Here is a 25,116-nt window from a genome sequence, read left to right on the forward strand (position 1 = left end):
CTCCTGTCACATCGCCCCACCGGTTGCTAGCCCACACCCGGCACGTAGCCGGCGGTCTTATCCACGACATTGTGTAACGGCTGATCGGCCAACCAGCGTTCGGCGTTGTCGAGGAACTGTTCGGCCAGTGCCTCGCGCCAGCCTGTGACATCCCCGGACATATGCGATGAGATCATCACGTTGTCCAACTCCCACAGTTCTGAGGTCTGTGGGAGGGGTTCTTCAGTGAACACATCCAGTGAGGCAAAACCTAAGGGACCGTCACGCAGTGCTGTGATGAGTGCCGGTTCATCCACACTGGGCCCGCGACCGATATTGATCACATGAGCCCCTGGTTTGACCGCGGCGAGCACCTCGGCGTCGATGAGCCCGGTGGTGGCCGGGGTCAGTGGTGCCGCATTGATCATCACGTCGAACTCTCCGACGTGGCCGATGAGATCTTCTGAAAGCACCACCTCGCCGAAGTCCTCATCGTGGTCGCGAGCGCGTCGACCCGCACCGGTGACGTTCAGTCCGGCGGCGCGCAACATTCGGGCGATCTCTCGTCCGATCGCGCCGGTGCCGATCACCAGGGCCTTGGCGCCTGCGACCCGTGTGGTTTCCCGATGCTTCCACGACTTGGTGGTTTTCAGCCGGTAATTGTCGGCAAAGTCCTTGGCCTCAGCGAGAATCGCGCCGAGCACCCATTCGGCAATAGGCCGGTCAAAGATGCCTTGGGCGTTGGTGACGGTCACTTCGGAGTCACGTAGTTCGTCAAAGAGGAGCGTGTCCACACCGGCCGCGGCGACATGGATCCATTGCAGGTGCTCGGTGGTATGCCAGGCATTTTGGAGCGCATCGGAGAAGAAATCCCACAACAACAGTCCGTGGGCTCCGGGGAGTTTTTCGGGCAGTTGCTCGGCAGTGGACAACCGAACCTCGGCTCGGTCTTCGATCCTTTCCAGACCGGCAGGGACCGGGCTGGGATGTTCCCGGTCGGAGGGGACGAGAATCGTCAACACCGCACGTGACTGTGACATAAATTACACATTAGAAACCCCGTGTGGAGGCTGTCAACAAGGCTTATTGAGAGCCAGTATTAGAGGCAACGGTGCGACGCTACGATAGCTATGATCCTGAGTCGTGAATGTGCATTCTGCGGCTTATTTCCTAGCCTGACCGACATGCCACGGCGGGGGCCCTTCCCACCGATGTCGACCGCGCACGATCAATACGTGGCTATCGATACGTGGTCACTCCGACCGGTAGATTACTCGTCACTCCGGTCTTGGCCAATCGACGACGTCGCTATCGTTTTTCAGTCTCGCCGCGCCGCCGGCACGTTGCGGGGTCCGACTTTGAGTACAAACGCTATCTCGGAAAGTGCCAGAGGCCGTACATCGCCCCGTTAGCTTATAAGTACACCTGGAATCCGGCAGGATGAAAGGTAGGCCGGTCCGGTTCTTAGGCATGATCGTGTGCCCCCAGTCGTCAATGTAACGGGATGTACAGGTTGCATGCTCATCCTCTTCACCGTTATCTCCTCTCACCGGGGTATGATCGAGTGAGGTTACGAGCCTCGCTCACTGGATCTCGCTGGCTTGGCGTGTGAGTTCGTGCTCGATGGCTCGGCGGATCCAGTTGGAGACGGATCGGTCGTCGGCGGCGCGGTTGCGGACCTCGGTGAGGGTGTCTTCTGGAAGGCATACGGGTACTGGTTCGCTGAGCTTGGCGCGACGGCGAACTGGTGGCCCTTGGGGTGTCTGGTTGTCTGGGTTGGCGTAGTAGGCGTGTTCTTCGTCTGGGGTCATGTTTTTCTTGGTCATCGGTCCTCCCGGTAGCGACGGGCAAGGTGGTTGGCTGCGATGTAGCAGCCAATGGGCCGGCATCTGGTCGGGTCGCCGGTGTTTGACGGGGCTAGCGACACCATGGGGCTTGTCAACTTGAGTGTGTATGGGACGGTTTTCACAGGTAGGGTTCCATGCGGTCGGGGAAGGCCACAGCGAGCTGGGCCAGGGCTTGTTTCCAGTTCGTGGTCTGCTGGCCCTCGATGAGCCGTCCGGCGGCTTTGCGCTGGTGGGCGGGTTTGCCGCGTTCTTTGGCGCGTTCACGGGCTCGTTTGTCCTCGATGTTGCAGATCGCTAGCCAGAACAGTTTCACGACGGCCTCATCGGTGGGGAACTGGGACCGGTTCTTCGTGATCTTGCGCAGCTGATAGTTCAGCGACTCGATCGCATTCGTCGTGTAGATCACCCGTCTAAGGGCTGGCGGGAACGCTAGGAACGGAGTGAACCGGTCCCAGGCGTTGGTCCAGGTCGCGACCGCTGAGGGGTATTTCTGCCCCAGTTCAGAGGCTGCGAACTCGTCTAACGCTGTCTGGGCAGTGTCTTCGTTGGCGGCGGTGTAGATCGCTTTGAGCGCCTTGGACACGGCTTTACGGTCCCGGTAGGCGACGAATCGGTTCGCTGCCCTGATCAGGTGCACCACGCAGGTCTGGACCATCGAGTCCGGCCAGGTCGCCTCGATCGCTTCTGGCAGGCCGGTCAGCCCGTCACAGCAGACGATGAGCACGTCCTTGACCCCACGATTGGCAAGCTCGGCGCACACGTGCGCCCAGAACGAGGCGCCTTCAGTGTTTTGGACCCAGATGCCCAGCACATGCTTGACACCGTCCATATCGACACCGACAGCGATGTGGGCAGCCTTCGGCCGCACCTGACCGTTGTCGCGGACTTTCACCCGGATCGCATCAAGGTAGATGACCGGATAGAACTCCTCCAAGGCCCGGTTCTGCCACTCCATGACCGCATCCAGCACCGCATCAGTGATGTTCGCGATCGTCTCATGAGACAGCTCAGTGCCGATCGTCGACGCCAGGTGATGCTGGATATCCCGGATCGTCATCCCACCGGCATACAAGCTGACGATCATCTCATCAAGCCCGCCCAGCTTCCTGGAGTCCTTCGGCACCAGGACCGGATCGAACGAATCCGCCCGATCCCTGGGCACACTGATATCGATATCTCCGACCTGACTGGCCACGGTCTTGGTATACGAACCATTCCGGGCGTTCACCGGCTTGCCTGTGACCGCCTTACCCGCCCGGTCCCCGGCCTCGTAGCCCAAATGCGAAGTCATCTCCGCCTGCAGGCCACGTTCCAAAGCCTCACGAATCAACACCGGGATCATCCCGCCATCACCAGTCAACTCAATCTCACCGGCATCGATCCGAGCGAACAACCCATCCAGAGCTCCGCTGGCCTTCAACTCAGCAACAACATCAGCACCAGACAGCCGCTCACAACGCTCATGAATTTCACTCATCTACAGATCCTTTCAGACAGGCCCCCATACACAACCCATCTGACACCCCCCTGACGGGTTCTGAAACCTGGATGATCAGTAGTGTCGTACGCTACCGTCCGCTTCCGGCAAGCTGGTCTTTGGAATCTTTGCTGCTCTGGCTGAGTTTGAACGCGAACTGATTTCCGAACGCACCAAGGCCGGACTGGCGTCAGCGCGGGGACGTGGCCGCAAAGATGGACGACCCTACAAAATGACCCCAGCCAAAGTCCTGCTCGCCATGGCGTCCATGGGTCAGCCAGGTACCAAGATCGGTGAGTTGTGCAAAGAACTCGGTGTCACCCGCCAAACCCTCTACCGCCACGTCTCCCCGACAGGGGAACTCCGTCTCGACGGGAAAAAGGTTCTCGGCATCGGAGCATGAAGCGACCGTCTTTGAAAATTCTGTGCCGTGAGCTTCTCGAAACACTAGCTCTCCGACGCATCCGGGTTGGTGAGGTGTTGTGTTCTGCCGTTCCAGTGATTGCGGAGCCATCGATCGTGCGACACGACAATGACTGCTCCGGGGTAGTGTTCTATGGATGCTTCGAGCTCGGTGACCAGCGGCAGCGAGAAGTGGTTCGTTGGCTCATCAAGCATGAGCACCTCGGGTGGGTCGGCCAGAATGATGGCCAGGGCCAGACGGCGGTGTTGTCCGATGCTGAGACTGTCGATCGAGCGGGTGTGGTCGCGGGGATGCAACAGCCCAAACGTTGCTAAAGGGGTTGCTCCTGCGACGGTTGATCCAACGGATTGTTCGTAGACCGCTTGGACGGTCTGACCAGCAAATGCTGAGAAGTCGCTTTCCTGCGTGAGCAGGCCGACGGCCAGACCGGGTTTTCGCATGATGGTGCCGTGATCCGGTGCTAGCTGACCAGCCATGATGGCAAGCAGCGTGGATTTCCCGACCCCGTTAGGGCCGGTAATCAGCAACCGGTCATTCGCGGTAATCGCCAGCGAGGTCGGGGCCAGCCGGTGTGTACTTGCCACCTGCGTTGCCCGGATAAGCTCCTCGTCAGGGGCATAGTGTGGCCCGGTGGTGTAAGCGGCGCCGAGACCCTGGAAGGACAGGTCGCGTGGAGGTTTCACGATCTGACGCTGTTCTAACTCTCGTAACCTGGATCGGGCGTCATTGACTCGACGGGCCACGACTTTGGCGTTGCGATCGGCATAGTATTTCTGGGCCATCCGAATTTCGGTGCGGGGTTTCCAATCCTCGTGGCCGACGACTTGATTTTGGTCCACTGCCGCTCGGAGCCGTTTTAGCTGGGCTTGTTCTTGGTCGTATTGGTTTTGCCAGCGCCGTCGAGCGTCACGTCGATGCTGGATGTAGTCAGAGTATGTGCCCGTAAATCGGGTGATCCCCCTGGTCGTGAGCTGATCCTCGGCCTCGTTAAGTTGATGCGGTTGTGGGGCAGGATCTAAATCGATCAGCGACCGTACCGTGTGATCCAGAAAGGCCCGGTCGTGGCTGGCAATCAGCACAGGTCCTCGCCAGTTGGACACCAAACCGCTGAGGAAATCCACTCCGTCATCATCCAGATGGTTGGTGGGTTCGTCGAGCTCTCGGAGAGGGGGTAGGGAGCATGGGAGCACCTATCTGTCATGGAGACCAGGACAACCACCACAGCAGCGGAGCGACACGATGGCATCAGCCGGGGTCCGGTGGAGGCGATCGTCTACGGGCGGGCTTCGAAGGATCGGACCAAGCGGGAGCGTTCGATCGGGGATCAGATCGAGGACTGCCGCACCTGGTGCGCGCAGCAGGGATGGAGCGTCGCGCACGTCATCAAGGACGCCGATCGGTCGGCTTCGCAGTGGCGCACACGGGAGCGTGAGGGCTGGGAGGAAGCCTTAGAGCTGATCCGCTCGGGCAAGTACGGGGCGCTGGTCTCCTGGGAGCCCTCTCGGGCGGGTCGCGATCTGGCGATCTACGTCCAGCTTCGGGCGGCGTTTCAGCAGTACGGGGTGCTGTACATGACTCATGGGCGGGTCTATGACCTGGACCGTTCTGATGATGCGTTCATGATGGGCTTTGAGTTCCTGCGCGCTGAAGCGGATGCGAACACGATGCGGGAACGCCAGCTGCGGACCTCGCGGTTGCGGGCGCAGAAGGGCAAGCCCCACGGGCGCCTGCCTTATGGCTACCGGCGGGTGTATGACGAGAAGACCCGGGAGCTGATTCGCCAGGAGCCTGACCCGCACACGGGCCAGATTGTCCGCGATATCGCCGAGCAGGTGTTGGCTGGTGCGTCGTTGAACTCGATCGCCATGGGCTTGGAGAAGGCCGGGGAGCCGTTGCCGCAAGGGCCACGGAAGGAGAACACCGCCGGGTGGGTTCCATCGACAGTGCGCCAGTTGCTGAAGAACCCGACAATCGCGGGCAAGCGGGTCTACCGAGGCGAAGTGATCGGGGACGCGGCCTGGGAGCCGTTGATCAGTTGGGAGGACTTCCAACGGATACAGAGCATCCTCAACGACCCCGGACGGCGGGTGCACTTCGGCCAGAATCAACCGAAATCGTTGCTGTCGCATATCGCGAAGTGTCATTACTGCGGGAGGACGTTGAAGCGCAGCGTCCAACGCTACGGCGACCCGGGGACCCCTGCCCCGAGCCGCCGGTATACGTGCAAGTATCCCGGCTGCTACAAGGTCGTCATCGTCCAAGCACCGGCTGATGCGCTGGTCGAAGAAACCCTGCTGAACCTTCTCACCACCCCGGAGACCCTCGCTCGGCTTACTGGTGATACCGCTGACGGTGAGGCCAGTTGGACACAGCGGATGGAAGCCGCCCAGCAGGAACTAGCCGAGTTGCAAGCCCGGCTGGATGACGCCTCAGACCGCTACGCCGCAGGCGAGCTGCCCCTAGAGGTGCTGACTCGCATCGAACAGACGCTGCGCCCACAGATCGACGCCGCGAGGAAGGCAATGATCCCACCAGTGACCGACCCGGGGCTGCGCCAGCTGCTCTCCGGTGAGGACGTGCGCGCTTCCTGGCAGTCGCTGCCGGTCCGGGAGAAGCGCCGGATCATCAAGGCCGTGTTGGATGTGCGGGTGACCTCGGCAACCAAGGGCTGGAACTTCTTCGACCCCACCCGAGTGATCATCAACCTCCGCTACTAGCCCCGACGCTGCCGCTGCTGCTGGTGGTTGTCGAGGACGTGGCGGACCAGGCGCAGGTGCTCATCAATCAACGGTCCCAACCGAGCGGCTGTCTGCGCAGCGACCGTCTCGATCACGGCTTGTTCCTCAGCACTGACGCCCTGCTCCCCGACTGGGGTGAGGGTGGCCGGAGACTCCGTGCGACTGGTGGTGCTCATACCTTCCAGGTGCACCCAGCACACCTGGGCAGACACAACATGAGGGACCGAAATGCGCCACCGACCCTAGATGTTGTGCCCAGGTGAGTTACACTGGTGGCATCCACCCCTCCACGGGGATGGACGGAGCTGCATATATTGCGTTCCCGTTGATAACAGCATCAGCGCAGAGCCAGACAGCTGGCCACACGGTCAGTCAGGTGCTCCCGTCGAGTCGGCGGTACCGCGACCCCTGGTAGGCATCGTCCCTGGCGGGAACGGTCCCGGCGATTCGCCGGGACCACGGAGGCTGCTGACGGGTACAGACATTTTCCGGCCCCGTCGATGGTGAGGGACATTTTCCACCACCACGACCCCAGCACAGTCAGCAGCAGCCAGCCGGGCCGACCATGGCGGAAGGCATCCTCAGAGGTCAGAAATCACATCGTCCCAGGTCACGACGGGGGTGCACATTTTCCACCCCCGTGAACCGGCTCAACTCGACCTCAGTTCAGGGTTCCTGGACGGTCCTGCCACGGTGGCGGGACCGTCCCACCAGCACCTTCACTCCCGACGTGCTCCGTCCCTGCCCTGCGGCGTGAGGATCTGCCGCTGACACCTCGGGCAGGACCAACGTAACCTCTTGGCAACCTGCTGTCTGCACTCCGAAGGTGGCATACGGGCGTGCTGGCGGAAGTATCTGGCTACGCGGTCTCGGGGTGTTCAAACACGGGGAGCCCTTCGCTGAAATCAGTGCCATCGCTCCAGAAGTCCCCGCCCGCATCGACCACGCTGCCCTGACAACCCGGAACGCACTGTACTGACCATCACCTACAGCGTTGAGGAGCAGCTCACCCACATCCAGCAGGTCCTCAACACCCGCGACCGCCTCGGGCATCCCGCCCAAACCACCTGCGACTAGGTCACCATCATCGCCTGGAACAGAACCGTCCACGATGCCCTAAGGATGCGCTGATCTATGGGCCATTGCTGGCCCGCGGAGGTCTGATCTGGCTCTGAGGGGCGCGTAGCGTCCTCCGATGTTGGCCCCTGGCCCCTGCTTTCGGGGCTGTGGGGGCGTTTTCGGGCAGGCTGGCGCTATGCCGCCGCTGGAGTCAGGGCGACGGCGCGGGCTCTCATCAACCAGTTGGCTGAGGCGAAGAGCACTGCCAGGTGGTTGAGGTTCTTCGCGATGCCGCGGTAGCGGGTCTTGGTGAAGCCGAAGTCACGTTTGATGATCAAGAAGGGGTGTTCGACCTTGGCCCGGATCGCGGCCTGACGGGACTGCTCGGCCCGGTCCGGGCCGGCCATGGTCTTGAGCACGCCCTTCTTGGCGGCGATGCGCCAGGAGATCTTCGATAGCCGCTCATCGCCGGCGATCTCAGGGCGTTTGGCGGCTCCTTGGTAGCCGGCATCGACATAGACGACCTCGTCATCATCCCGGACCAGGTTCGCGGCCTGATCCAGGTCATGGACGTTCGCCGCGGTGGCGGTGATGGTGTGGACATAGCCGGTGGCGGCGCAGGTGGCGATGTGGGCTTTCATCCCGAAGTACCACTGGTTGCCCTTTTTGACCTGGTGCATCTGCGGATCCCGCTTGCCGGTGGCGTTCTTCGTCGATGACGGTGCGGCGATGAGGGTGGCATCGATGATCGAGCCTCCGCGCATGATCCAGCCCTCGGTCTCGAAGATCTCGTTCTGCGCCGCCAGCAACGCCGCCCCCAGATCGTGTTCTTCGAGGAGGTGGCGGAAGTGCAACAGCGTGGTCGCATCCGGGACATCCTCAACAGCGAAGTCCAGGCCCATGAACTTGCGCATCGCATAGGAGTCATAGATCGCGTCCTCCACGCCCTCATCGGAGAGGGAGAACCACCCCTGGAGGAGGTACATGCGCAGCATCGTCTCGATCGGCTTGGCCTTCCGGCCCCGCTTGCCCGGGGTATCGGCGTAGTAGTGCGGCTCGATCAGCCCCACCCAGGTCTTCCACGGGATCGTGGCATCCATCGTCTCCAAGAACTGCTCACGCTTGGAGACCCGCCGCCGCCTGCCGTACTCGATATCCGTGAAAGAGAGCTGATCGCTGGCCATACCCCATGATCCCAACACCACCCCAGGGCGAGCCGTCAGGCAGGCCGCGCTACCCAATAAATCAGCGCATCCCTAAGACGCCCCACCCAAGTTCCTTGAGTTTCCGCCGATCCCGCCCAGGCTCATTGATTCATTGATGCACGTATGCCACGGCGGGGCCGTGGTGTGCACCTCCCTGACAAGAGGCCCACTTGTCGGGGAGGCGGTGACCGGGGTGAAGGGTGGGGTGATCCTGTTTCGCGGCAACGGTGCTGCCGCGCGCCGGTATGTTGAGGCTGACCGTTCCGGGGCGGATGAGTACTACCTCGGGGCGGACGATGCCGTGGCCGAGTACGCGGTGCTCGACACCAATGGGGAGGTCGCCGCCAGTCGTCTCCTGTCGGCGGTTGAGTATGAGGGGTGGGTGGACTGGAGAGAGCCGATCACCGGTGAGCAGATGGGTAGACCGCGTGGTCCGGGTGAGGGTCAGCGGGGGTCGCCGTTGTTCGCGGAGATGACGATCAACGCCCCGAAGAGCCTGTCGGTCGCCGCTGCCCTGCACCCCGAAGTATCTGAAGCCCTGGATGCTGCGCAGCAGGACGCGCTGGCGGAGATTCGTCGCTGGCTTGCCCGGCACTCGGTGACCCGGGTGGGGCCGAGGGATGCGCGGGAGGTCATACCTGTTGAGCGGATGCAGGTGGTGGGTATTGGGCATAAGACTTCTCGTGCTGGTGATCCGCATCGGCATATCCATATGCAGATCGGCACGAGAGTCTGGGCGGCTGGGAAGTGGCGGGCGCTCGACACGGCGGCGTTGTTCAAGCAGCAGGGCGCGATCCGCGCGATGGGCACGGCGGTGATCGCCGCACACCCGCAGCTCGCCGAAACCCTCGCGGAGCACGGGCTGACCCTGGACCCCGTGTCGGGTGAGGTGACGGAGTTGCAGCCCTTCAACACGGTCATGTCGAAGCGGTCAGCGCAGATCAAGCGCAACCTTGACCGGCTCGAAGCCGAATGGGAGGCCGCACATCCCGGGGAAGAACTCGGTCCGGTGATGTCGGCGCGGTTGCAGACCATCGCCTGGAGTCACCAGCGCCCGGGGAAGAAACCGGCGGACCTCAAGGACGAGCAGTGGTGGGTACAGGAACTCCGCGAGGGCGGATACCACCCCGAGGGTCTCGAACGTCAGGCGGTGCAACCCCCGGTGCGGTTGGACGAGCTGTCGGTGCAGCAGGTCGCCAGCCGTGCACTGGACCGTTGCGCCGCGAGTGCTTCCGCGTGGACGCGGCATACCGTTCAGGAGCAGGTCACTAGGATCACCACCGAACACGGCATCCACGCAACACCAGCAGAGTTGAGGGAGTTCATCGCCCTGACCACCGACCTGGCGGACTCGGATTGCTTCTCTGTGCTGCCACCGGAGGCACCGGCACCGGGACATGTGGCCCATCTGACCAGTCTGAGCGTGGTGACTGCTGAGACCGCACTACGCGACCAACTCACCACCGCAACCCCGGAGCGGGAGCCGGAGCACCCGGACGTGGCCGAAGCCGCCCAAGCTGCCGGGTTGGATGAGGGGCAGCGCGTCGCGGCGGCTGCGGTGGCCTCGTCTGATCCGTTGGTGGTCGTCGAAGGCGCAGCCGGGGCGGGCAAGACCACGATGCTCGGTGCCGCAATCCAAGTCGCCGCCGAACAAGATAGAGCCTCGCGGGTGGTTTCGCCCACGTTGCGGGCCGCGCAGGTCGCCCAGGAGGAACTTGGGGTGTCTGCTACCAGTGTTGCCGCTCTGGTGCATGCCCATGGGTGGCGGTGGAACTCTGATGGCGTATGGACGCGCCTGACCCCTGGTGAGACTGACCCTGAGACCGGCGGTACCTACACCGGGCCGCCCCAGGACGCGGTGCTGTCGCGCGGTGAGCGGGTGATTGTGGACGAGGCCGGGATGCTCGACCAAGACACCGCCCACGCCCTACTCACCATCACCGCCGAAGCGGGGGCGTCAGTCGCGTTCGTCGGTGACCGTGCACAACTCCCGGCCGTAGGCAGGGGCGGGGTGCTGGAGATGGCCGCACAGATCACAGGCCGCACCTACGACATGACCGAGCTGCATAGGTTCTCGGATGCTGAGTACGCGGCACTGACCCTGGCTATGCGAGACCGTGACGACCCCGGCGACGTGTTCGACCGGCTCACCGCAATGGGACTGGTAACCCTGTACGCCGACGACGAGACCGCCCGGGAGCACATCACCAGTCATGCTCAGGACGGCGAGGCAATCACCGTAGCAACCAATGATGAAGCAGCGGAGCTGAACGAGCGCATCCGCACCGGCAAAGTCGAACGCGGTGAGGTTGAGGACACGGTCACCGCCACCGGCAGTGACGGGCTGCCCATCGGAGCCGGTGACCTCATCCAGACCCGCCGCAACGACACCGGCTTGGGGGTGGCGAACCGGCAGCAGTGGATCGTCCAGCACGTCGCGGACGACGGCACCGTCTACGCCCGCGAAGCCGGAAGCGGGCGTAAGACCCCCCGGACTGTCTCCCTGCCGCCTGAGTATGTAGGTGAGCACGCGCACCTGTCCTATGCCGCGACCGCCTACGGCGTCCAAGGCACCACCGTGAACGGTTCCCACACGATACTCTCGGAGGCCACCAGCGCGGCAGGGGTCTACGTGAGCATGACCAGAGGCCGCCAGACCAACCACCTCCACATCGTCGCCGAAGACCTCGCAGATGCGCGGGCTCAGTTCATCGAAGCGATGGAACGCGACCCCGCCGACGGGGGCCTCGACCACGCCACCCGTACCGCACAAGAAGCGGTGCGCGGACTCGTCAAAGACGGCCCCATACAAAGGGTCACCCAGGAACTCGCCCGGCTCGACCACGCGGCCAAACGCGCAGAACGGCAGGCACAACGGTGGGAGCAGATCGCCGCACGCCTTGATACCCAACGTGCTGCACACCGGACAGAGGACGAACAGAGCGCCGCTGTGCTCCGCAAGGCCGAGGAAGCTGCCCAGCGGATACGCGCCGAGGTCATTCAGCCGTTCACCATCCAGGCTAGACACGATGGTGCCGCCTACCTCGCCGCTGTTGAGGCCGAGGCCGCTGCGCGCGCCCGGCTCTCGACTGTGGGCAGGTTCGGCAGGCGCAAGGCCCGTGCCGAGCAGAAGGCCGCAACTGAACAGGCTCAAGTACTGCGTGGTCGGGTCAGCCGCGAATGGGGCATCCCCCCGAGCAGCGCTGATCATCTCCCGGAATGGGCGCGCACCGTCGCCACGGCACGCGCTGAGACCGACCCCCGCGTGACCGAGACCGTGCAGAACCTCGAAGCGGCCCGAGGTGAACGTGAGGCTATGCAGAAGACCCATGAACAGGAGCACCTGGCGCTGTTGGTCAGTGAGTATGGGGCTGAGCGTGTCCGCCATGACCGAGCAGGTGCCCTCATGCTCAACCCCCACCGCAAAGCTGAAGACGCTCGTGCCCGAGCCACGGCGATCCGTGCTGAGGCCGATGAACTACGCACCCTTCCGGTCAACGAGGCCGCGCGTCGGATCGAGGCAAAACAGGCCGAGCAGGAGCACCCCCGGCAACAAGCGACAGAGAGGGAGAAGCAGCTCCGTGACTCGTTCATCCACGAGTCCCGTCTCACCAGCGGTCCAGATCACGAAAGGCCAGGGCACGGCCTATGAGATGTCCAGCGACGGCCCGACAAGTAGGACCCCACAAGAAGAACACTCCGCTGGGGCGGAACGGCGCACGGTCTCTATGAAACAGGCAATTTCCCCAAGTGTGCCGATTGGCCAAACACTACGCCCCGCACAATAGTCACTTATAGATATCGCAGCGGCCCTGCGAAACGTGACCGGCTTAGTGGCATACGCGCCGCATCACCGAAATCGCCGTAGCGGTGGCCAGCAGCGTCAGCACACAGTCGACGCAGCAACGAAAGCCAAATCTAGTTCCCCTTAAGAAACTTCACGGCACATGCCTTACCTTGCGGAGTTCACCCACCGGCAGCCCTAAGGCGAACATGTCAACTTCCGCACTAACGTGTCCTTGCATCATGAGGATGCCCCGATGTTTGTGTCCTGCACTCATCGACGCCATCCAGGAAACCCCGCAGCTGCTCAATGTAACTATCGAACTCACGAAGGCCCCGCTTAGATAGTCTGACCTCCGTGACAGGGGAGCGTTTCACAAAGCGCTTCTCCTGATGAATGTATCCGGCCTCTTCGAGCTTCCGTAGATGCGACGTGAGGTTTCCGGACGTCACTTCAAGGACCTCTTGGAGGCGACTGTACGAGATCCTATCTCCCGGCCCGATGCTCGCTAGAGCGGCCATGATATTGAGTCGCACTGGAGCATGAAGGACTTCGTTCACCGCTAGTTCAGGCATGACCACGAGTTCCTAGATCTATGCGATCGAGGCGCCGCCGAGCGGCACTGTTGGCTGCCGCCAAAAAGAAACTGCCCCCCGCCCCAACAGCAACGAAAAGAGGCGAGTGCTCCGGAGGGATAACGAGCCCTGCGGCGCCTACCGACACGAGAGCGAGACCCAGCCCAGTCTGCCAAACCGGGAAGTTACTAGCGATCAGCAGATACATCACCCCGACAAGCAACGTCGCTGTCGCGCCTGATACCGCACCGATCTCGGCCATTGCATTCTCTCTGCCCCTGTATTGAGTGATCGCCAGGGTCAAGAGCACAATCCAGGCGACAACGAGAACTCCCCAGAGTCGGATCATCCTACCTACCGTCTCGTAGGTTTCACCTCGCAGCCCACGAAACCGCTTCCGAATTTCAGTAAAAGTGAAGATAAACCCGAAGGCGCCCATTGCCCCGAAGAGAACAGCCCCAACAACAGGTGGACTGCCATCAGCCCAGCGCACATTGAAATACAACGCCCCGTATCCAAGAAGGTAGACAGCACCCCACACCAGGAAAAGTAGTGGTTCGTTGATTGAGACCGCCTCGCGGGCACGCCTCTCGACTTCGGCAGCGCGACGCAGCACTGATGAGGCCTCTGTTGGCTGTTCTTCGATCACCGAGCTCGCCTCCCATCGCACCACCGACGGGACCTTGGGAGTCTCCGGTTGGAGACTCCCAAGGTCCCGTCTTTTGCGATCAAATCTACCAGCAGGACGAAGAGCTGGAGATGATCGTGGTGGTGGTGCAGCGCGCCGCCATGGGCTCGAAGAGGTGCTGGCCCTCTCCGAAGAACGTGACTGTCATGGACGCCGCAGCGGGAACCTTGCCGAGTTCCATAGCGAACCTCACTCTCTGATCAGGCGGATGAGAGGTCGGGCGACCCTCTCATCGAGAGTCTCTCCGACCCAGCCCAGCCTGTCAAGCCAGCCACCTTGCATCGCAGGGCTCGTAGCTAGTGAACGGACCTCCACTCGAGCTACCAGACCGGCCCGTCGCTTTGCACCACAGGGTGCCTTGCCTTACGGGGCTTGCGGTATCGCACGGTGGCCCTATAGGTTCGAGGCATGACTACTTCGACTCTCGTTGACTGTGCGTTGGTTTCGAAGACATACGGAACTAGGACGGTCCTAGATGAGGTCTCGATGCGGGTTGGCACCGGTGAGTCCATCGGTCTCGTCGGGCGTAACGGCGCGGGCAAGACAACACTTCTCAGCATCATCCAGGGTCTCCGTCGCCCCACCAGCGGCAGGGTCGCGCTCTTCGGAGGCCCCCCGACCAAGGCACGCTTCCGGACAGAGTTGGGCGTCGCGCCGCAGGCCCTGAGCCTGCCAGATACCGCACGCGTCGATGAAGTCATCAGATACGTGAGAGCCCACTACCACGACCCGGTCCCTACGGCAGATCTCATCCGCGACTTCGACCTCGGGACACTTGCCCGCAAGCAGGTCGGCGGCCTCTCCGGCGGCCAGAAGCGCCTTGTCGGCGCCTGCCTCGCGTTCGCAGGAAATCCCCGCCTCGTTCTCCTTGACGAACCAACGACCGGCTTAGATTCCGAAGCTCGCGAACGTCTGTGGCAGATCATCCGGGCCAAGACTTACAGGGGCACCAGCGTAGTTACGACCTCGCATTACATGGAAGATATCGAGCAGCTCTCCGAGCGCATCGTCGTTCTACACCAGGGTCAGATCATTTCCGACGGATCAGTCAATGACATACGCGACAGCAGCCAGACGGTCACGATAACTGTACAAGCGAGTATGCCCGAAGATCTTTCGTGGCTAGAGAGCGGAGTCGCCCAGAACGCCCAAGAAAGGGCTTTCGAGATCAAGACCACCAACGTTGATCTGACATTGGGAGAACTGCGTCGCCACTTTGGCACCCTTGACAAAGTCGAGGTCACTCGAGATTCGCTGGAGAACATCATTCGTAACCTGACGGAGACAAAATGACAGACACCATTCGGCCGCTGAAGCCCACGCTGGCACTCGCGCTCGTTCAGGCAAGGTTTCAGCTGACGGAGGCCGTCAGGATTCCCGTCAGCATTCTCATGACCCTCGCCGCGCCATGTATGGGACTTCTCTTTTTTGTGATTCCTCAGCGGGAGGTCGCGACGAATCCAGACAGCGCAACCCAAGCTGTACTTGCACTGGCGATATTCGGCATCCTCGCGAACTCCCTGTTCCACTTCGCCGTCGAAGTCGCCCAGGCCCGAGAGCGCCCCTGGGGCTCCTATACCCGATCGCTTCCTACCACGGAAACCGCGCGGATTGTCTCGTACCTAATCTCATCAGGGATCCTTGCCCTAGGTTCCGTTCTTCCACTGGCCTTACTGGCAGCATTCACCACTGAAGCACGGTTATCGGCAATACCTGCCATCGGTGCTGTCTTCTCGCTCATATTGACCTCAGTGCCCTTCATGCTCATCGGAATGATCATCGGATACTCCAGTGGTTCAAAGGCCGCAGTCGCTCTAGCTCAGGTCCTCATGCTTCTCCTGGCTTTCGGGGGAGGGTTGTTCCTTCCTCCCATGATTTTTCCGGACTGGCTCAACGCCATCTCCCTTACGCTACCGTCGCGTTCCGCGCTGGAGATCGTGACCTGGGCGGCAGGCTTTGCCGACGGGCTTCCAGTCGCGGGCCTCGTCGGCTGGGTGGCGTGGACAGCGCTTACCTTCCTGACAACCGTCCTGCTGGTCAAACGCGATACCGACCGCGAGTATCGCTTGTCTGCCTAGGAGATCAAAGATGTCGGCGATCAACTACATCGGCACCCGGCCTCCTCTCGTCGAGGCCTTCGGAGAGCAAACTGGCCAGATTGCCCACGTCACAACGCAAGTCATCGACATCGTGGGTGTCGACGCGCCCAGCTTCGATCAAATCGAAGAACGCGCGGCATCAGATGCAGCCACTGTCATCCTGTCCGTGCGGCGACACGAACTAACCGACCGAGTCGGCAAGCTGGAGAACCGCCTCCTTGAGCACTTGCGCTCTGCGGTAGTTTTCCGCACGGCTCCACTCGACCGTTCCCTCGAAATGTACTGGGGTTGGGCTACCGCGACCGAGGTGCTGCTCACCGCCTTCCACCCAGTCGGTACCGCATGGGTTCACACCGAGGATCTGGTGGAAGCCGTTCAGCGCCTCGATCCGGCGACCATACGGGAGCGCGAGGGAAGGGCGTTCGACATCACAGGCCCAGAACGAGTGCCGATGGAACGACTTTGCGCGGAGTTCTCTGACTCCTTCGACACAAAGATATCCCTTGAATGCGAGACACCCGAATCTGTTTCGAGGAGTCTTCTGGCCAACGGGATACCGGCCGAAGTCGGGGCCTGGCTCGTGTGGTACCAGGCCGCCGTGTCCGACCCCAGACTGCCACCGACAACACCCGTCCTGGCTGACATCCTCGGCCACGACCCCAGATTTCCCCGGCTCGTACCGGAGCCGACGCGACCAAAGGAGAGCTAAAGAATGATTACACAGACAAAGCGGGACCAACCGACGCGCTACTTTCGGCTTAATCCGACCGTGTCTCTCGGAGAACTGGAAGACGCTGTCGTCGCCGTCTACGGGCCGTCCGTCATCAAAATTGACGGCGACAATGTACTGCCTTTCGTCGCATCGCTCGTGCACGCGCTACGCAACGTTGATCAGGTCACCCTTGCCGACCTTAGTCAGCAAACTGGATCGCCCGCCGAAGACCTACTCCCTGTCCTTGAAATGCTCGTCCAGGCCAAGATGCTCGTCACCTCTACCGAGCCAATGAACGTGCAGGGAGTCCTAGCGTCGCTGCGGACAGGCGAGCAGATCGACCAGAGTGAAATCGATAGTCGGATTCAGTCCGATTGGGTCCAGGTCTGCGCCAGTCCGACTAATAAGCTCGCCGAACTAATCACCGATCTCCTGCGGAAACAAGGGCTTTCTGTCCGCACTATCGAGGGGGACGAACCGGGTCAACCGTCGGCACTGCGACTTGTGATTGGCTCCACGCACTTGGACGGTCTGCTAACGACCTCGAACAGCTTTGCCCTGGAAGCGGGGACTCCTTGGCTCCCCGTAGTCCCGTACGACGGCGACACTGCCTGGGTCGGCCCCTTCGTCGTTCCTCACCAGTCGGCTTGCCTGACATGTTTCAACACCCGTCGCTCGGCCAACTTCTCCGACGACGTGATGCGTCCCTTGCTCCCGACGATCCAACCGTTGGAGCCCGTAGTCTCGCACACCGTCGTGACGCCAATTGACATCATCCAGGCGGGCATAGTGACCAACTTCGCCTTCGAGTACATCACGCTTCGCGACTATGCCCCGAGCTGCATGCCGGGCGGACTCACCACCGTCACTGTGAACGATCGTGGGGTGTCGATGGACACGCGGCGTGTGTACAGAGTCCCCCGGTGCCGCGATTGCTCGCCCGTCGCAGATACTGGCTTCCCGCAGGTGTGGTTCCATCAAGATGAGGTGCAGCCATGACCACCATCGACACCTGGAGCACCACCACCCGAAGCTGGGAAGTCCTCAGCCCGCTTGCAGACCCCATCGTCGGAATCGTTCGCCGTCAGTATCGAAAGCTTCGCGACGTCGACGACATCTGGGGCCACTCTATCGGCGCGCACGGTACCGATAGCGGCGTCGTGTTTGGAGTTCCCTCCAACGCCTACAACGGCGGCGGCTCGCCCGACCCGGTCTCCGCAGAACTTGCAGCCATCGGAGAGACCGTAGAACGGTACAGCGCTTCCTACCCTCCCGTCGATTCTGACAAGGTGATCAAAGGAACATCCGCGTCGCTACGCGCAGACAACAAAGACGTAATCGACGCCGACGACTGGCAACTGTTCGCGAGTTGCCAGTACTCCAACGCCAACTTCCCGTACTCCCGGTGGGATGACGATGTATCACTCTGGTGGCGTAAGGGCACCGACGCCGTCTCGGGCGAGGGTGTATGGACACCAGCACAGCTCATTCACATGGCAGGACCTTGGCGCGGCGAAGAAGCCATCGGATACGCAACGAGTAACGGCCTTGCCTGCGGCATCACACCCGTCGAGGCCGCTCTGTCGGGGCTGTTTGAGGTCGTCGAACGCGACGCGTTCATGCTTACCTGGTACAACCGCATTTCTCTACCATTGCTTCGAATCGAGTCGAGCGATCGGCTGCATTCCTATATCAAGCGATACGTGTCACCGACCTATCTTGACCCCTACTTGGTCGACATGACTGTCTACACCGGCATCCCCACGATCCTGGCAGTCATCCGCAGCCGCCACTCCAGCCTCGCACCCTTCGCGCTCGGTGCTGCTTCGGCAGCAAACATTGAACGCGCTGCTGAAAAGGCAGTCACTGAAGCGATGTACACCCGAACCTGGATGAAGACGGAACAACGAGAAGGGCGAGCCATCCTCGACACCAACTACTTCGAGAGTGTGAAGTCGTTCGAGGACCACATCCGACTTTACGCAGGTACTCCGCTCATCGCTGAGGCCGACTTCCTAACCTCGAGTACTGAAAGCACCGATGTAGACAACCACCAACGCTTTCCCGAGGACGGACCCCAGAGGCTTTGGAACGCGCTTGTCGATCGGCTGACGGAACTCGGACACCGAGTGCTCACTTTCGATGTGACGAGCCCGGACATCCGGGAAGCAGGTGCTGCCGTAGTCAGGACCGTAATACCTGGAATGCGCCCCATAGACGTTGCCTACAACGCCCGCTTCCTGGGCGGTTCCAGGCTCCTAGAACTTCCTTACGAGCTTGGGCTCGTTCATCACCCCCTCACCATCGACGAGCTCAACCCAGCTCCTCACCCGTTCCCTTGACCAAAGAGGTTCACATGCCCGAACTTGAACGCCATGCAACCAATCTAGTTGATGTTGTCTACGGTAACGAGGTCCTCCGATACGACGACCCGACCGAGAACTGGTTCGAAGTCACAAAGATCTACAGGCCTTCAATGGCGTGGGATGCACCAGGCGTCTCCCGCCTGCTACGATCGCCGATCCTCCAGGAGATCGCGACACGGGCCGGTAAGAAATTCGACGACCTCCCATTGCTGGAGCTACCTCCTCCCCTCTCCTGTGAGATGCCGTTGAGCGAGGCCATCTCGCGACGGATCAGCGCCGAACGCTTCTCCGGGGATTCCGTAACCCTTGACCAGATCGCTACCGTCCTCGCGAACAGCTACGGAGAGCTACGGCGCGTCGAAGGTATCCGGCGATCCGTTCCCTCGGGAGGGGCGCTCTACCCCCTTGACCTTTATATTCTGTGTAGTCGCGTCGAAGGACTTGAACACGGGGTATGGTATTTCGACGCGCGTCGTAACGGACTCACACGAATCGGGGACTTCGACGAGGAATTTCTCGGCCGCACACTACTCCAAGAGGAGGCCGTCGCGGGAGCGGCCGTAACATTCATCATCTCGGCCAGTTTCTGGCGCTCGCGGTTCAAGTACGGGCCACGCTCCTCACGTTTCATCCTCATCGAAGCTGGACATGTCGTCCAGAATATGGCGCTCACGGCAGCGGCCCTCGGACTTGCAGGTCGCCCCTATGGCGGCTTCGTGGACGATGAGCTGTCCGACGTTATAGGACTACAGAATGGCGTTGACGATGCCCCGCTCTACACTTACGTAATGGGCACGTGGAACCACCAGTAGCTGCGACGCTCACTACTGCGGCGGGAATTGGCTTACATCTCGCGTCTCCGACAATCGCCTACGTTGTCGGACGGTCGGCGCGAATCCGAAAACGCATTAGCCCGGAGCACGCCTACGATCTCTTCACCACCATCGGCGCCGCATTGTGTCTGTTTGCGCTTCTCGAGCTCAGCATCTTCCCCGTCGGGCAGATCCTGACGTTCGGATTGCTATTCGGCCTAATGGCCGGCGCCGTTGCTCCTCTCGCGCTCTGGCGCGCCTACGGGAAGACCCCGACGATCAGGCGGCCCACACCTAGAACTATCTCCCTGGCCCTCCTTGCTCTCTGTGCCGTTGCGGAAGAGATCATCTGGCGGGTCACGGTCGTCCACCTCGTCCACAATGGGCTCGACGCGCCGTACTGGATCGCGATTGTTGTCAGCATTGCAGGTTTTGCGGCTCTTCATCTCGGACTTCACGGCGCACGTTCAGTCCCGTACTCTGTTGGATTCGGCGCGCTAGCTGTATGCCTTACTATCTTTCTGGGCGTTGGCGCGGCCATCGGTTTCCATCTGGCGCACAACCTCGTTATCGCCCTGGTCCACCCCAAACCACGAGATAGCTACGTGCGCCCAGTCGCGAGTGAGGTCAAATGGTAGATGATGCAAAGAACGCCACGGACCGCCGCCGTGACGCCGCCAATCGCGCCCAATCCTGGTTCACCGACTCTGATAAGCGCGCGGTCAGCACTGCATTCGATGAAAGAGAGACTAGCCACCTACGTACACTAGCGGTGGCGACGGTGTACTCGCTTTTTAAGCACTTGTATGGGCGCGCTCCGAAGGCTTTCCTCGACGTTGGGTGCGGCACTGGGGAAGGCCTCGCCTATGCGCGGCGGCTCGATCCCAACCTCCGTACAACGGGAATAGATCCCGTCCCTCAGGCCATTGCCGCCGCCAGACACCTGAATGCCGAGGCGACGCTTCACTGCATTGACGCAGAGGGGCTGACAGTGAACCTGATCGACCCGCCAGAGATTACGTTAATCCATCTCTGCCTCGGCCTTTGGTCTCAGCCAACACGAGGTTTGATAGCGATCATGAACACAATGCCACCCGAATCCATGCTCTACATCGTCGATCTCAACCGAGCCGATCGGCGCAACGCCTTAGATGCTGCACGGAACAATGCCGAGCGAACTTACTTAACTGACCAGTATCACGCAGCATACGCGCCGGGGGAACTTAGTAGGCTATTGTTGACGACCTCTGCTTGCTTAAATCGTAGATTTCACGCCCACGTCGAAGCGAATGGTTTCGCAGGCTTTCCCTTCGGGAGCATCGAACAGATAGCATTGCTCAACAGCGGAGGATTCCAGAAGGCGCTGCGAGCCGTGTCGAGGCAGCAAAGCCGGAGCGGGTTGCCGCTCAGGCCGCTCCACGCTTGGATCTGGCCCGAGCCGTAACGTATAGAGCATGTCGCGCTTAAGGTCAACGCCTGCACACTGGCTAGGCGAAACCCACCGCCACGCGCGACCAGCGTGAAACTCTCACAGGTTCGCCCGAAGCTAATAGTTCCCACGAGGCTGTGCGAGCACAAGATTCGAGGACGCCCGCCATCTCCAACGCTCCGTTGGTACTCTTGAACGGTCAACACACAAGCGATACCCCCTCTTTGAGAGTTGGCCTCATCTAGCAACAACACGTCCGGGGCACTCAATAACAAACTCGCCAACGCGAGGCGTGCAGTTTGCCCCCCGGACAGCTGACCCACAGGGGCCAAAAGCTCGACATCCGCCAGGCCTAATCCTGCGACCATCCGGTTCACATGCGCGTCCACGTCCCAAGCGGCGAAACGTTCCGCACGGTCCAACGCTTCGGTGTACCGCACCATGGCAGCCTCTTGGTGAGGACGGTCAGCAAGAGCTTGGGCGGCGTCGTCGACTTCGCAAACCGCAGCCCGTAGGGGAGCGACGGCGGTTTCCAAGACGTCTTCCATTGTTCCAGACGCCGCAAAAGACGGTTGCTGAGACAACAATCCGACAGCTGGTTGTACGGTGTCATGGTGGAAAATTTCGACCTGCCCAGCATCAGCAGATAAATGGCCGGCAATAATGCGAAGCAAGGTAGATTTGCCGGCACCGTTTTCGCCGATCACCCCGACACAATCATCTTGCGGGACAACAAACGAAATGTCAGTGAAGACTCTGCGATCCGCAAAAGACTTCGACAAGCCCTCAACTAGCAGATGGGAATATACGGTGCGTGAATACGACACAAAAAGATCCTTGAACGTTTCGAACCTCGTCGGGCGCACGCCTCAGACACGAGGAGGAAAAAGGATCAAAGTGTCATGCACACCACAGTAGTCCATGAGGACTAGTAAAGACCAATCAAAGCAGGCTCGGACACGCATCATCATACAAGGGAACTATGTCCTGACGGGTAAAGGTCCTCGGCATCGGTTTTGAAGACGCCTTCTGAACTCCGGCGGGGTCAGGATCTGGGACCCCGCCGGAGTTCAGCGACTCATAGATGCCTGGAATCTGTTCTATTTTCACAGTCCCTGGACACACCTTTCCTACGTCCTCGGAGTACCGTAAACCACCTTCCTGCAGCCAGCCCTCAACACCAATTCCATCTGCATGAGGAATGCCTAGCCGATGCCAAGAAATGCCATGTGAGCTTTCGCCAGGTATTGAATCTTCCGCCAGTTTCAGCGGGATAGAATCGTGATTAGCCAAAATCCAATCAAGTAAAGCAGTGATCGATGTTACCTGCTGTTCTGTCCAAGGCTCTTCGTTCGGCGCCTCAACGCCGCCTTGTGATTCGATGGAGATAGTGTCAGGATTTCCTTCAAGGTCTGAGCCAGCACGATACTGAGTATCAACATACTGCTCCACTGTCCCATCCTTCGCGACATGAAAATGAATTAGCGGACCGCCTTCGGGGATCTGAAAACCCCACGCAGAGGGATTCTCGGAAGCGGTTACATGAAGATTGACTCGCACAGGACTCATATCCGTCGGGGTAACTTCGGTGCGGACCTCAAAGATGTTTCTGTATTCAGCTTCTTCGTATATAGCCATTCTTCGGCCTCCATTGAGTCGAAACAGTTTTCACGTAGGGGTCTTATTGGGGTTTTGTATAGGCCATATTTATTTTCCTGATGGTCGAACGTTTTATAAATTCCATCATGGTCAATGCTACGGAACCTTCAACATTTAAGGACCCGTTGAATCTTCAGGTGTGATTGTTATTTTCGATTGGCGGCTTTTTACTCCTTTCGTTTTGCGGCTCTAGGAGCGTGCGTCACTACTTAGCAGCATTTTAAAATCGATGACTTTGGATATTCAAAGCGGGCTAACTCGCCTTATAACACTTCAAACTGGAACAACGCCGGAAAGGTGGGACTTCTAGCTGTTATCGCTGATTTTGAACGCGTTAAGATCCGGGAGCGTCAAGCTGAAGGGATTGCTATTGCCAAAGCGAAAGGTAAGTAAGTACGGCAGCCGAAGCTGACTGAAGAGGACGTGGAGCAAATCCACGTGGTGCTGCAGCTTGGTCATGAAAAGACGGAAATCGCACGGCAATTTCAGGTCTCGCGACAAACGATTTACAACGCTTGAAAGCGCCACCGTGCTGCCGGCAAATAATCGGGCAGTTGGAATGGCGATTACCGTAAAAATACCGGGTAATTGCCGTAGTTTTACCGCATGCCGTAATTGGGTCGATGCTAGTCGCGTCCGAAGCGTTGGTAGGCGGCTTGGCGGGTTGTTTCGAGGGCGGCGCCGATGACGGTCCAGGAGTCTCCGGCTTTGCGTGCTTGCTGTACTGCTTCCCGGAGGTCGGCTTCGGCTTGTGCGAGGTTGGCTCGGGCGGCACGGATGTTGCGGAAGTGGGTGGCGTCTTGGGCAGGGGTGAATGCTGGGTCAAGATCCTCAAGCCCAGTGGCGTTATTGGTGTGTATGTGGGTGCTCATGGTTCTCACCTCAGATAGTCATAGAATTTGGGGCGTAAAGCATCGGCGTGAATGATCCGCAGTGGCGTCTGTGCGGGGACCGCCACGACTTCCATGAGGTTTCCTGCCTGGTCGGGACCAATCACTAAGAGGCGTTCATCGCCGTGGTATTCGTATTCCACGAGGCGTAGCGCGTTGTCGTAGGCGTGGAGTACGTCGGCTGTGCTGTAGCCGTGCTTCAGCGCGCTCCGCAAAACCTCCATACTGTAAAGATACCATTTACAGTGAGCGAAAACCAGCCAGGAGCGTGGCCGCAAGCTCCGGGCTAAAGGAATCTACTCTCCCCGCAATGCATGAGACATTCGCTGACTCTGACTAAGGTGTAGTTCCCCGTGAGGTTGTGAACGCGATCTGAGGGCGTTGAGCCTCCGATACCAGTGTGGGGGCGGTGGTGATTATAGTAATGCAACCAGTCCGCGTAGGTCGCGGCGCGGGCTTCGTCACTGTAATAGGTATCGGCATAAGCCCACTCCTGGGCCAGAGTGCGGTTGAAGCGTTCGACCTTGCCATTGGTCTGAGGCCGGTAGGGCTTGGTGAAGCGATGTTTGATCTTGTCACCCAGCATGTCGCGGAATAGGCGTGACCGGTAGCAGGCACCGTTATCGGTCATGACTGCTTGCACGGTGATCCCAGCCTCGCTGAAGAATGCGTTGGCACGTTGCCAGAAGGCTGCTGCGGTGTCTTGGCGTTCATCGGTTAGGATCTCGGAGTATGCCAGCCGGGAGTGGTCATCCACCGCGTGATGCAGGTAGGCATAGCCGCGGCCTTTGTTGCCGTAGCCGTTGTTTTTGCGGCCAGCTGCCCCGAGTTTGCGGTGGCCACCGCCGTCAGGGATGCGGCCCAGTTTTTTGATATCCACATGCACCAGCTCACCGGGTGTGGCCTTCTCATAACGCACCGGTGCCGGTTTCCGCACCGGCAACCCGGTGGCCTGGTCTAACCACGCCAGTGGTGGCATCTTGTAGCGGGCCAGCACCGGACCCACAGTGGAACGAGCGATCCCCAGGTGGTAGCCAATCCGGTGCGGGCCCCACTGCCGAGTAAATCGCAACGCAATGATACGCCGCTCCCGCCGTGGAGATAACCGGTTGGGCGACGTCTGCGGCCGCGAGGACCGGTCCGTCAACGACTCCCCGGCACGGTAGCGTCTCGCCCATTTCGAAGCGGTGGCTGGTGAGACTTGGAATCGCTCAGCAGCGCGACGAATCGTCCAACCATCCTCGACAATCAGCACGGCAAGGCGTCTGCGACCTTCAGGCCTCAAGGGTGCATTAGGGTGGGACATTGAAGACCTCCGGTTTTCAGGATGGACGGTTGTGGTAAACCCCATCTTTACCGGAGGTCTTCACCTA

At 60.4% G+C, this 25,116-nt stretch carries 26 protein-coding genes and 2 pseudogenes; 14 read left to right on the forward strand and 14 right to left on the reverse strand.

Annotated features, from left to right (window positions below):
* Positions 1 to 26: 26 nt before the first annotated feature.
* The 3 genes from DCC24_RS06050 to DCC24_RS06060 form a co-directional block, all read right to left on the reverse strand.
* The gene (locus DCC24_RS06050) at positions 27 to 1,019 is read right to left on the reverse strand and encodes a D-2-hydroxyacid dehydrogenase (protein WP_110099024.1); all 993 of its coding nucleotides are present in this window, start codon (positions 1,017 to 1,019) and stop codon (positions 27 to 29) included.
* A gap of 543 nt (positions 1,020 to 1,562) precedes the next feature.
* On the reverse strand, positions 1,563 to 1,805 hold the full coding sequence (locus DCC24_RS06055) for a CopG family transcriptional regulator (RefSeq protein WP_110099025.1): 243 nt from the start codon (positions 1,803 to 1,805) through the stop codon (positions 1,563 to 1,565).
* A 139-nt stretch (positions 1,806 to 1,944) separates the two neighbouring features.
* The gene (locus DCC24_RS06060) at positions 1,945 to 3,303 is read right to left on the reverse strand and encodes an IS256 family transposase (RefSeq protein ID WP_110099026.1); all 1,359 of its coding nucleotides are present in this window, start codon (positions 3,301 to 3,303) and stop codon (positions 1,945 to 1,947) included.
* A gap of 97 nt (positions 3,304 to 3,400) precedes the next feature.
* Between DCC24_RS06060 and DCC24_RS06065 the strand changes: the two are divergent.
* Positions 3,401 to 3,706, forward strand: a pseudogene (locus DCC24_RS06065) (recombinase family protein); the annotation flags it as partial.
* A 44-nt stretch (positions 3,707 to 3,750) separates the two neighbouring features.
* Here the strand turns inward: DCC24_RS06065 and DCC24_RS06070 are convergent.
* Positions 3,751 to 4,848 carry an ATP-binding cassette domain-containing protein gene (locus tag DCC24_RS06070; RefSeq protein WP_158524610.1) on the reverse strand — a complete coding sequence of 366 codons (1,098 nt, stop codon included), beginning with the start codon at positions 4,846 to 4,848 and terminating at the stop codon, positions 3,751 to 3,753.
* A 78-nt stretch (positions 4,849 to 4,926) separates the two neighbouring features.
* On the opposite strand from DCC24_RS06070, the gene DCC24_RS06075 reads away from it, so the two are divergent.
* Entirely contained in the window at positions 4,927 to 6,444 is a 1,518-nt protein-coding gene (locus tag DCC24_RS06075) for a recombinase family protein (RefSeq protein WP_110099028.1), read from the forward strand.
* On the opposite strand, the gene DCC24_RS06080 is transcribed toward DCC24_RS06075, so the two are convergent.
* A complete protein-coding gene (locus DCC24_RS06080) occupies positions 6,441 to 6,641 on the reverse strand; it encodes a hypothetical protein (RefSeq protein ID WP_136089237.1) in 201 nt (66 codons plus the stop codon). The two genes, DCC24_RS06075 and DCC24_RS06080, sit on opposite strands and share 4 nt — an antisense overlap.
* 650 nt (positions 6,642 to 7,291) lie before the next feature.
* Between DCC24_RS06080 and DCC24_RS12050 the strand changes: the two genes are divergently transcribed.
* Positions 7,292 to 7,444, forward strand: coding sequence for a hypothetical protein (locus tag DCC24_RS12050; protein WP_158524611.1), 153 nt, complete (start codon positions 7,292 to 7,294; stop codon positions 7,442 to 7,444).
* Between the two features lie 274 nt (positions 7,445 to 7,718).
* On the opposite strand, the gene DCC24_RS06090 is transcribed toward DCC24_RS12050, so the two are convergent.
* Positions 7,719 to 8,708, reverse strand: a complete 990-nt coding sequence (locus DCC24_RS06090) for an IS5 family transposase (protein WP_110099031.1) — start codon at positions 8,706 to 8,708, stop codon at positions 7,719 to 7,721.
* A 205-nt stretch (positions 8,709 to 8,913) separates the two neighbouring features.
* On the opposite strand from DCC24_RS06090, the gene mobF reads away from it, so the two are divergent.
* Positions 8,914 to 12,381 (forward strand): MobF family relaxase, encoded by a 3,468-nt coding sequence (mobF, locus tag DCC24_RS06095; protein ID WP_233492003.1) that lies wholly within the window; start codon positions 8,914 to 8,916, stop codon positions 12,379 to 12,381.
* A 356-nt stretch (positions 12,382 to 12,737) separates the two neighbouring features.
* Here the strand turns inward: mobF and DCC24_RS06100 are convergent, their stop codons facing one another.
* From DCC24_RS06100 to DCC24_RS12625, 3 genes are all read right to left on the reverse strand, one after another.
* Positions 12,738 to 13,088, reverse strand: coding sequence for a transcriptional regulator (locus DCC24_RS06100; RefSeq protein WP_110099033.1), 351 nt, complete (start codon positions 13,086 to 13,088; stop codon positions 12,738 to 12,740).
* A complete protein-coding gene (locus DCC24_RS06105; RefSeq protein ID WP_136089238.1) occupies positions 13,081 to 13,737 on the reverse strand; it encodes a hypothetical protein in 657 nt (218 codons plus the stop codon). The genes DCC24_RS06100 and DCC24_RS06105 overlap by 8 nt, the downstream gene beginning before the upstream one ends.
* 85 nt (positions 13,738 to 13,822) lie before the next feature.
* Positions 13,823 to 13,957, reverse strand: a complete 135-nt coding sequence (locus DCC24_RS12625) for a plantazolicin family TOMM peptide (protein WP_110099035.1) — start codon at positions 13,955 to 13,957, stop codon at positions 13,823 to 13,825.
* A 227-nt stretch (positions 13,958 to 14,184) separates the two neighbouring features.
* Between DCC24_RS12625 and DCC24_RS06115 the strand changes: the two genes are divergently transcribed.
* From DCC24_RS06115 to DCC24_RS12295, 8 genes and pseudogenes are all read left to right on the forward strand, one after another.
* Positions 14,185 to 15,069 carry an ABC transporter ATP-binding protein gene (locus DCC24_RS06115; RefSeq protein ID WP_110099036.1) on the forward strand — a complete coding sequence of 295 codons (885 nt, stop codon included), beginning with the start codon at positions 14,185 to 14,187 and terminating at the stop codon, positions 15,067 to 15,069.
* The gene (locus DCC24_RS06120) at positions 15,066 to 15,854 is read left to right on the forward strand and encodes an ABC transporter permease (RefSeq protein WP_110099037.1); all 789 of its coding nucleotides are present in this window, start codon (positions 15,066 to 15,068) and stop codon (positions 15,852 to 15,854) included. Before DCC24_RS06115 ends, DCC24_RS06120 begins: the two co-directional genes overlap by 4 nt.
* A 10-nt stretch (positions 15,855 to 15,864) precedes the next feature.
* Positions 15,865 to 16,584: a hypothetical protein gene (locus DCC24_RS06125; RefSeq protein ID WP_110099038.1), complete on the forward strand. Its 720-nt coding sequence runs from the start codon at positions 15,865 to 15,867 to the stop codon at positions 16,582 to 16,584.
* Positions 16,585 to 16,587: 3 nt separating this feature from the next.
* Complete coding sequence (locus DCC24_RS06130) at positions 16,588 to 17,586, forward strand: TOMM precursor leader peptide-binding protein (RefSeq protein WP_110099039.1); 999 nt, start codon at positions 16,588 to 16,590, stop codon at positions 17,584 to 17,586.
* Positions 17,583 to 18,929 carry a YcaO-like family protein gene (locus tag DCC24_RS06135; protein WP_110099040.1) on the forward strand — a complete coding sequence of 449 codons (1,347 nt, stop codon included), beginning with the start codon at positions 17,583 to 17,585 and terminating at the stop codon, positions 18,927 to 18,929. Before DCC24_RS06130 ends, DCC24_RS06135 begins: the two co-directional genes overlap by 4 nt.
* 14 nt (positions 18,930 to 18,943) lie before the next feature.
* Positions 18,944 to 19,765, forward strand: coding sequence for a SagB/ThcOx family dehydrogenase (locus DCC24_RS06140; RefSeq protein ID WP_110099041.1), 822 nt, complete (start codon positions 18,944 to 18,946; stop codon positions 19,763 to 19,765).
* Positions 19,750 to 20,403: a type II CAAX prenyl endopeptidase Rce1 family protein gene (locus DCC24_RS06145; protein ID WP_110099042.1), complete on the forward strand. Its 654-nt coding sequence runs from the start codon at positions 19,750 to 19,752 to the stop codon at positions 20,401 to 20,403. Before DCC24_RS06140 ends, DCC24_RS06145 begins: the two co-directional genes overlap by 16 nt.
* Positions 20,397 to 20,753 (forward strand): annotated as a pseudogene (locus DCC24_RS12295) (trans-aconitate 2-methyltransferase); the annotation flags it as partial. The gene DCC24_RS06145 and the pseudogene DCC24_RS12295, both read left to right, overlap by 7 nt.
* 281 nt (positions 20,754 to 21,034) lie before the next feature.
* Here DCC24_RS12295 and DCC24_RS12300 read toward each other — a convergent pair.
* Positions 21,035 to 22,021 carry an ATP-binding cassette domain-containing protein gene (locus tag DCC24_RS12300; protein ID WP_158278438.1) on the reverse strand — a complete coding sequence of 329 codons (987 nt, stop codon included), beginning with the start codon at positions 22,019 to 22,021 and terminating at the stop codon, positions 21,035 to 21,037.
* 115 nt (positions 22,022 to 22,136) lie between these two features.
* Positions 22,137 to 22,832 (reverse strand): N-acetylmuramoyl-L-alanine amidase, encoded by a 696-nt coding sequence (locus DCC24_RS06160; protein ID WP_110099045.1) that lies wholly within the window; start codon positions 22,830 to 22,832, stop codon positions 22,137 to 22,139.
* Positions 22,833 to 23,078: 246 nt separating this feature from the next.
* Between DCC24_RS06160 and DCC24_RS12630 the strand changes: the two genes are divergently transcribed.
* Positions 23,079 to 23,246, forward strand: coding sequence for a recombinase family protein (locus tag DCC24_RS12630; protein ID WP_110099046.1), 168 nt, complete (start codon positions 23,079 to 23,081; stop codon positions 23,244 to 23,246).
* Positions 23,247 to 23,261: 15 nt separating this feature from the next.
* A complete protein-coding gene (locus DCC24_RS12635) occupies positions 23,262 to 23,372 on the forward strand; it encodes a helix-turn-helix domain-containing protein (protein WP_110099047.1) in 111 nt (36 codons plus the stop codon).
* A gap of 107 nt (positions 23,373 to 23,479) precedes the next feature.
* Here the strand turns inward: DCC24_RS12635 and DCC24_RS06175 are convergent, their stop codons facing one another.
* The 3 genes from DCC24_RS06175 to DCC24_RS06185 form a co-directional block, all read right to left on the reverse strand.
* Positions 23,480 to 23,725, reverse strand: coding sequence for a hypothetical protein (locus DCC24_RS06175; RefSeq protein ID WP_110099048.1), 246 nt, complete (start codon positions 23,723 to 23,725; stop codon positions 23,480 to 23,482).
* Positions 23,726 to 23,730: 5 nt separating this feature from the next.
* Positions 23,731 to 23,967: a hypothetical protein gene (locus DCC24_RS06180; RefSeq protein ID WP_110099049.1), complete on the reverse strand. Its 237-nt coding sequence runs from the start codon at positions 23,965 to 23,967 to the stop codon at positions 23,731 to 23,733.
* Positions 23,968 to 24,029: 62 nt separating this feature from the next.
* Positions 24,030 to 25,049, reverse strand: coding sequence for an IS481 family transposase (locus DCC24_RS06185; protein ID WP_110099050.1), 1,020 nt, complete (start codon positions 25,047 to 25,049; stop codon positions 24,030 to 24,032).
* Between the last annotated feature and the right edge of the window lie 67 nt (positions 25,050 to 25,116).

Origin of the sequence: Auritidibacter sp. NML100628 (assembly GCF_003185985.1) — a bacterium.
GTDB classification, from domain to species: domain Bacteria; phylum Actinomycetota; class Actinomycetes; order Actinomycetales; family Micrococcaceae; genus Auritidibacter; species Auritidibacter ignavus.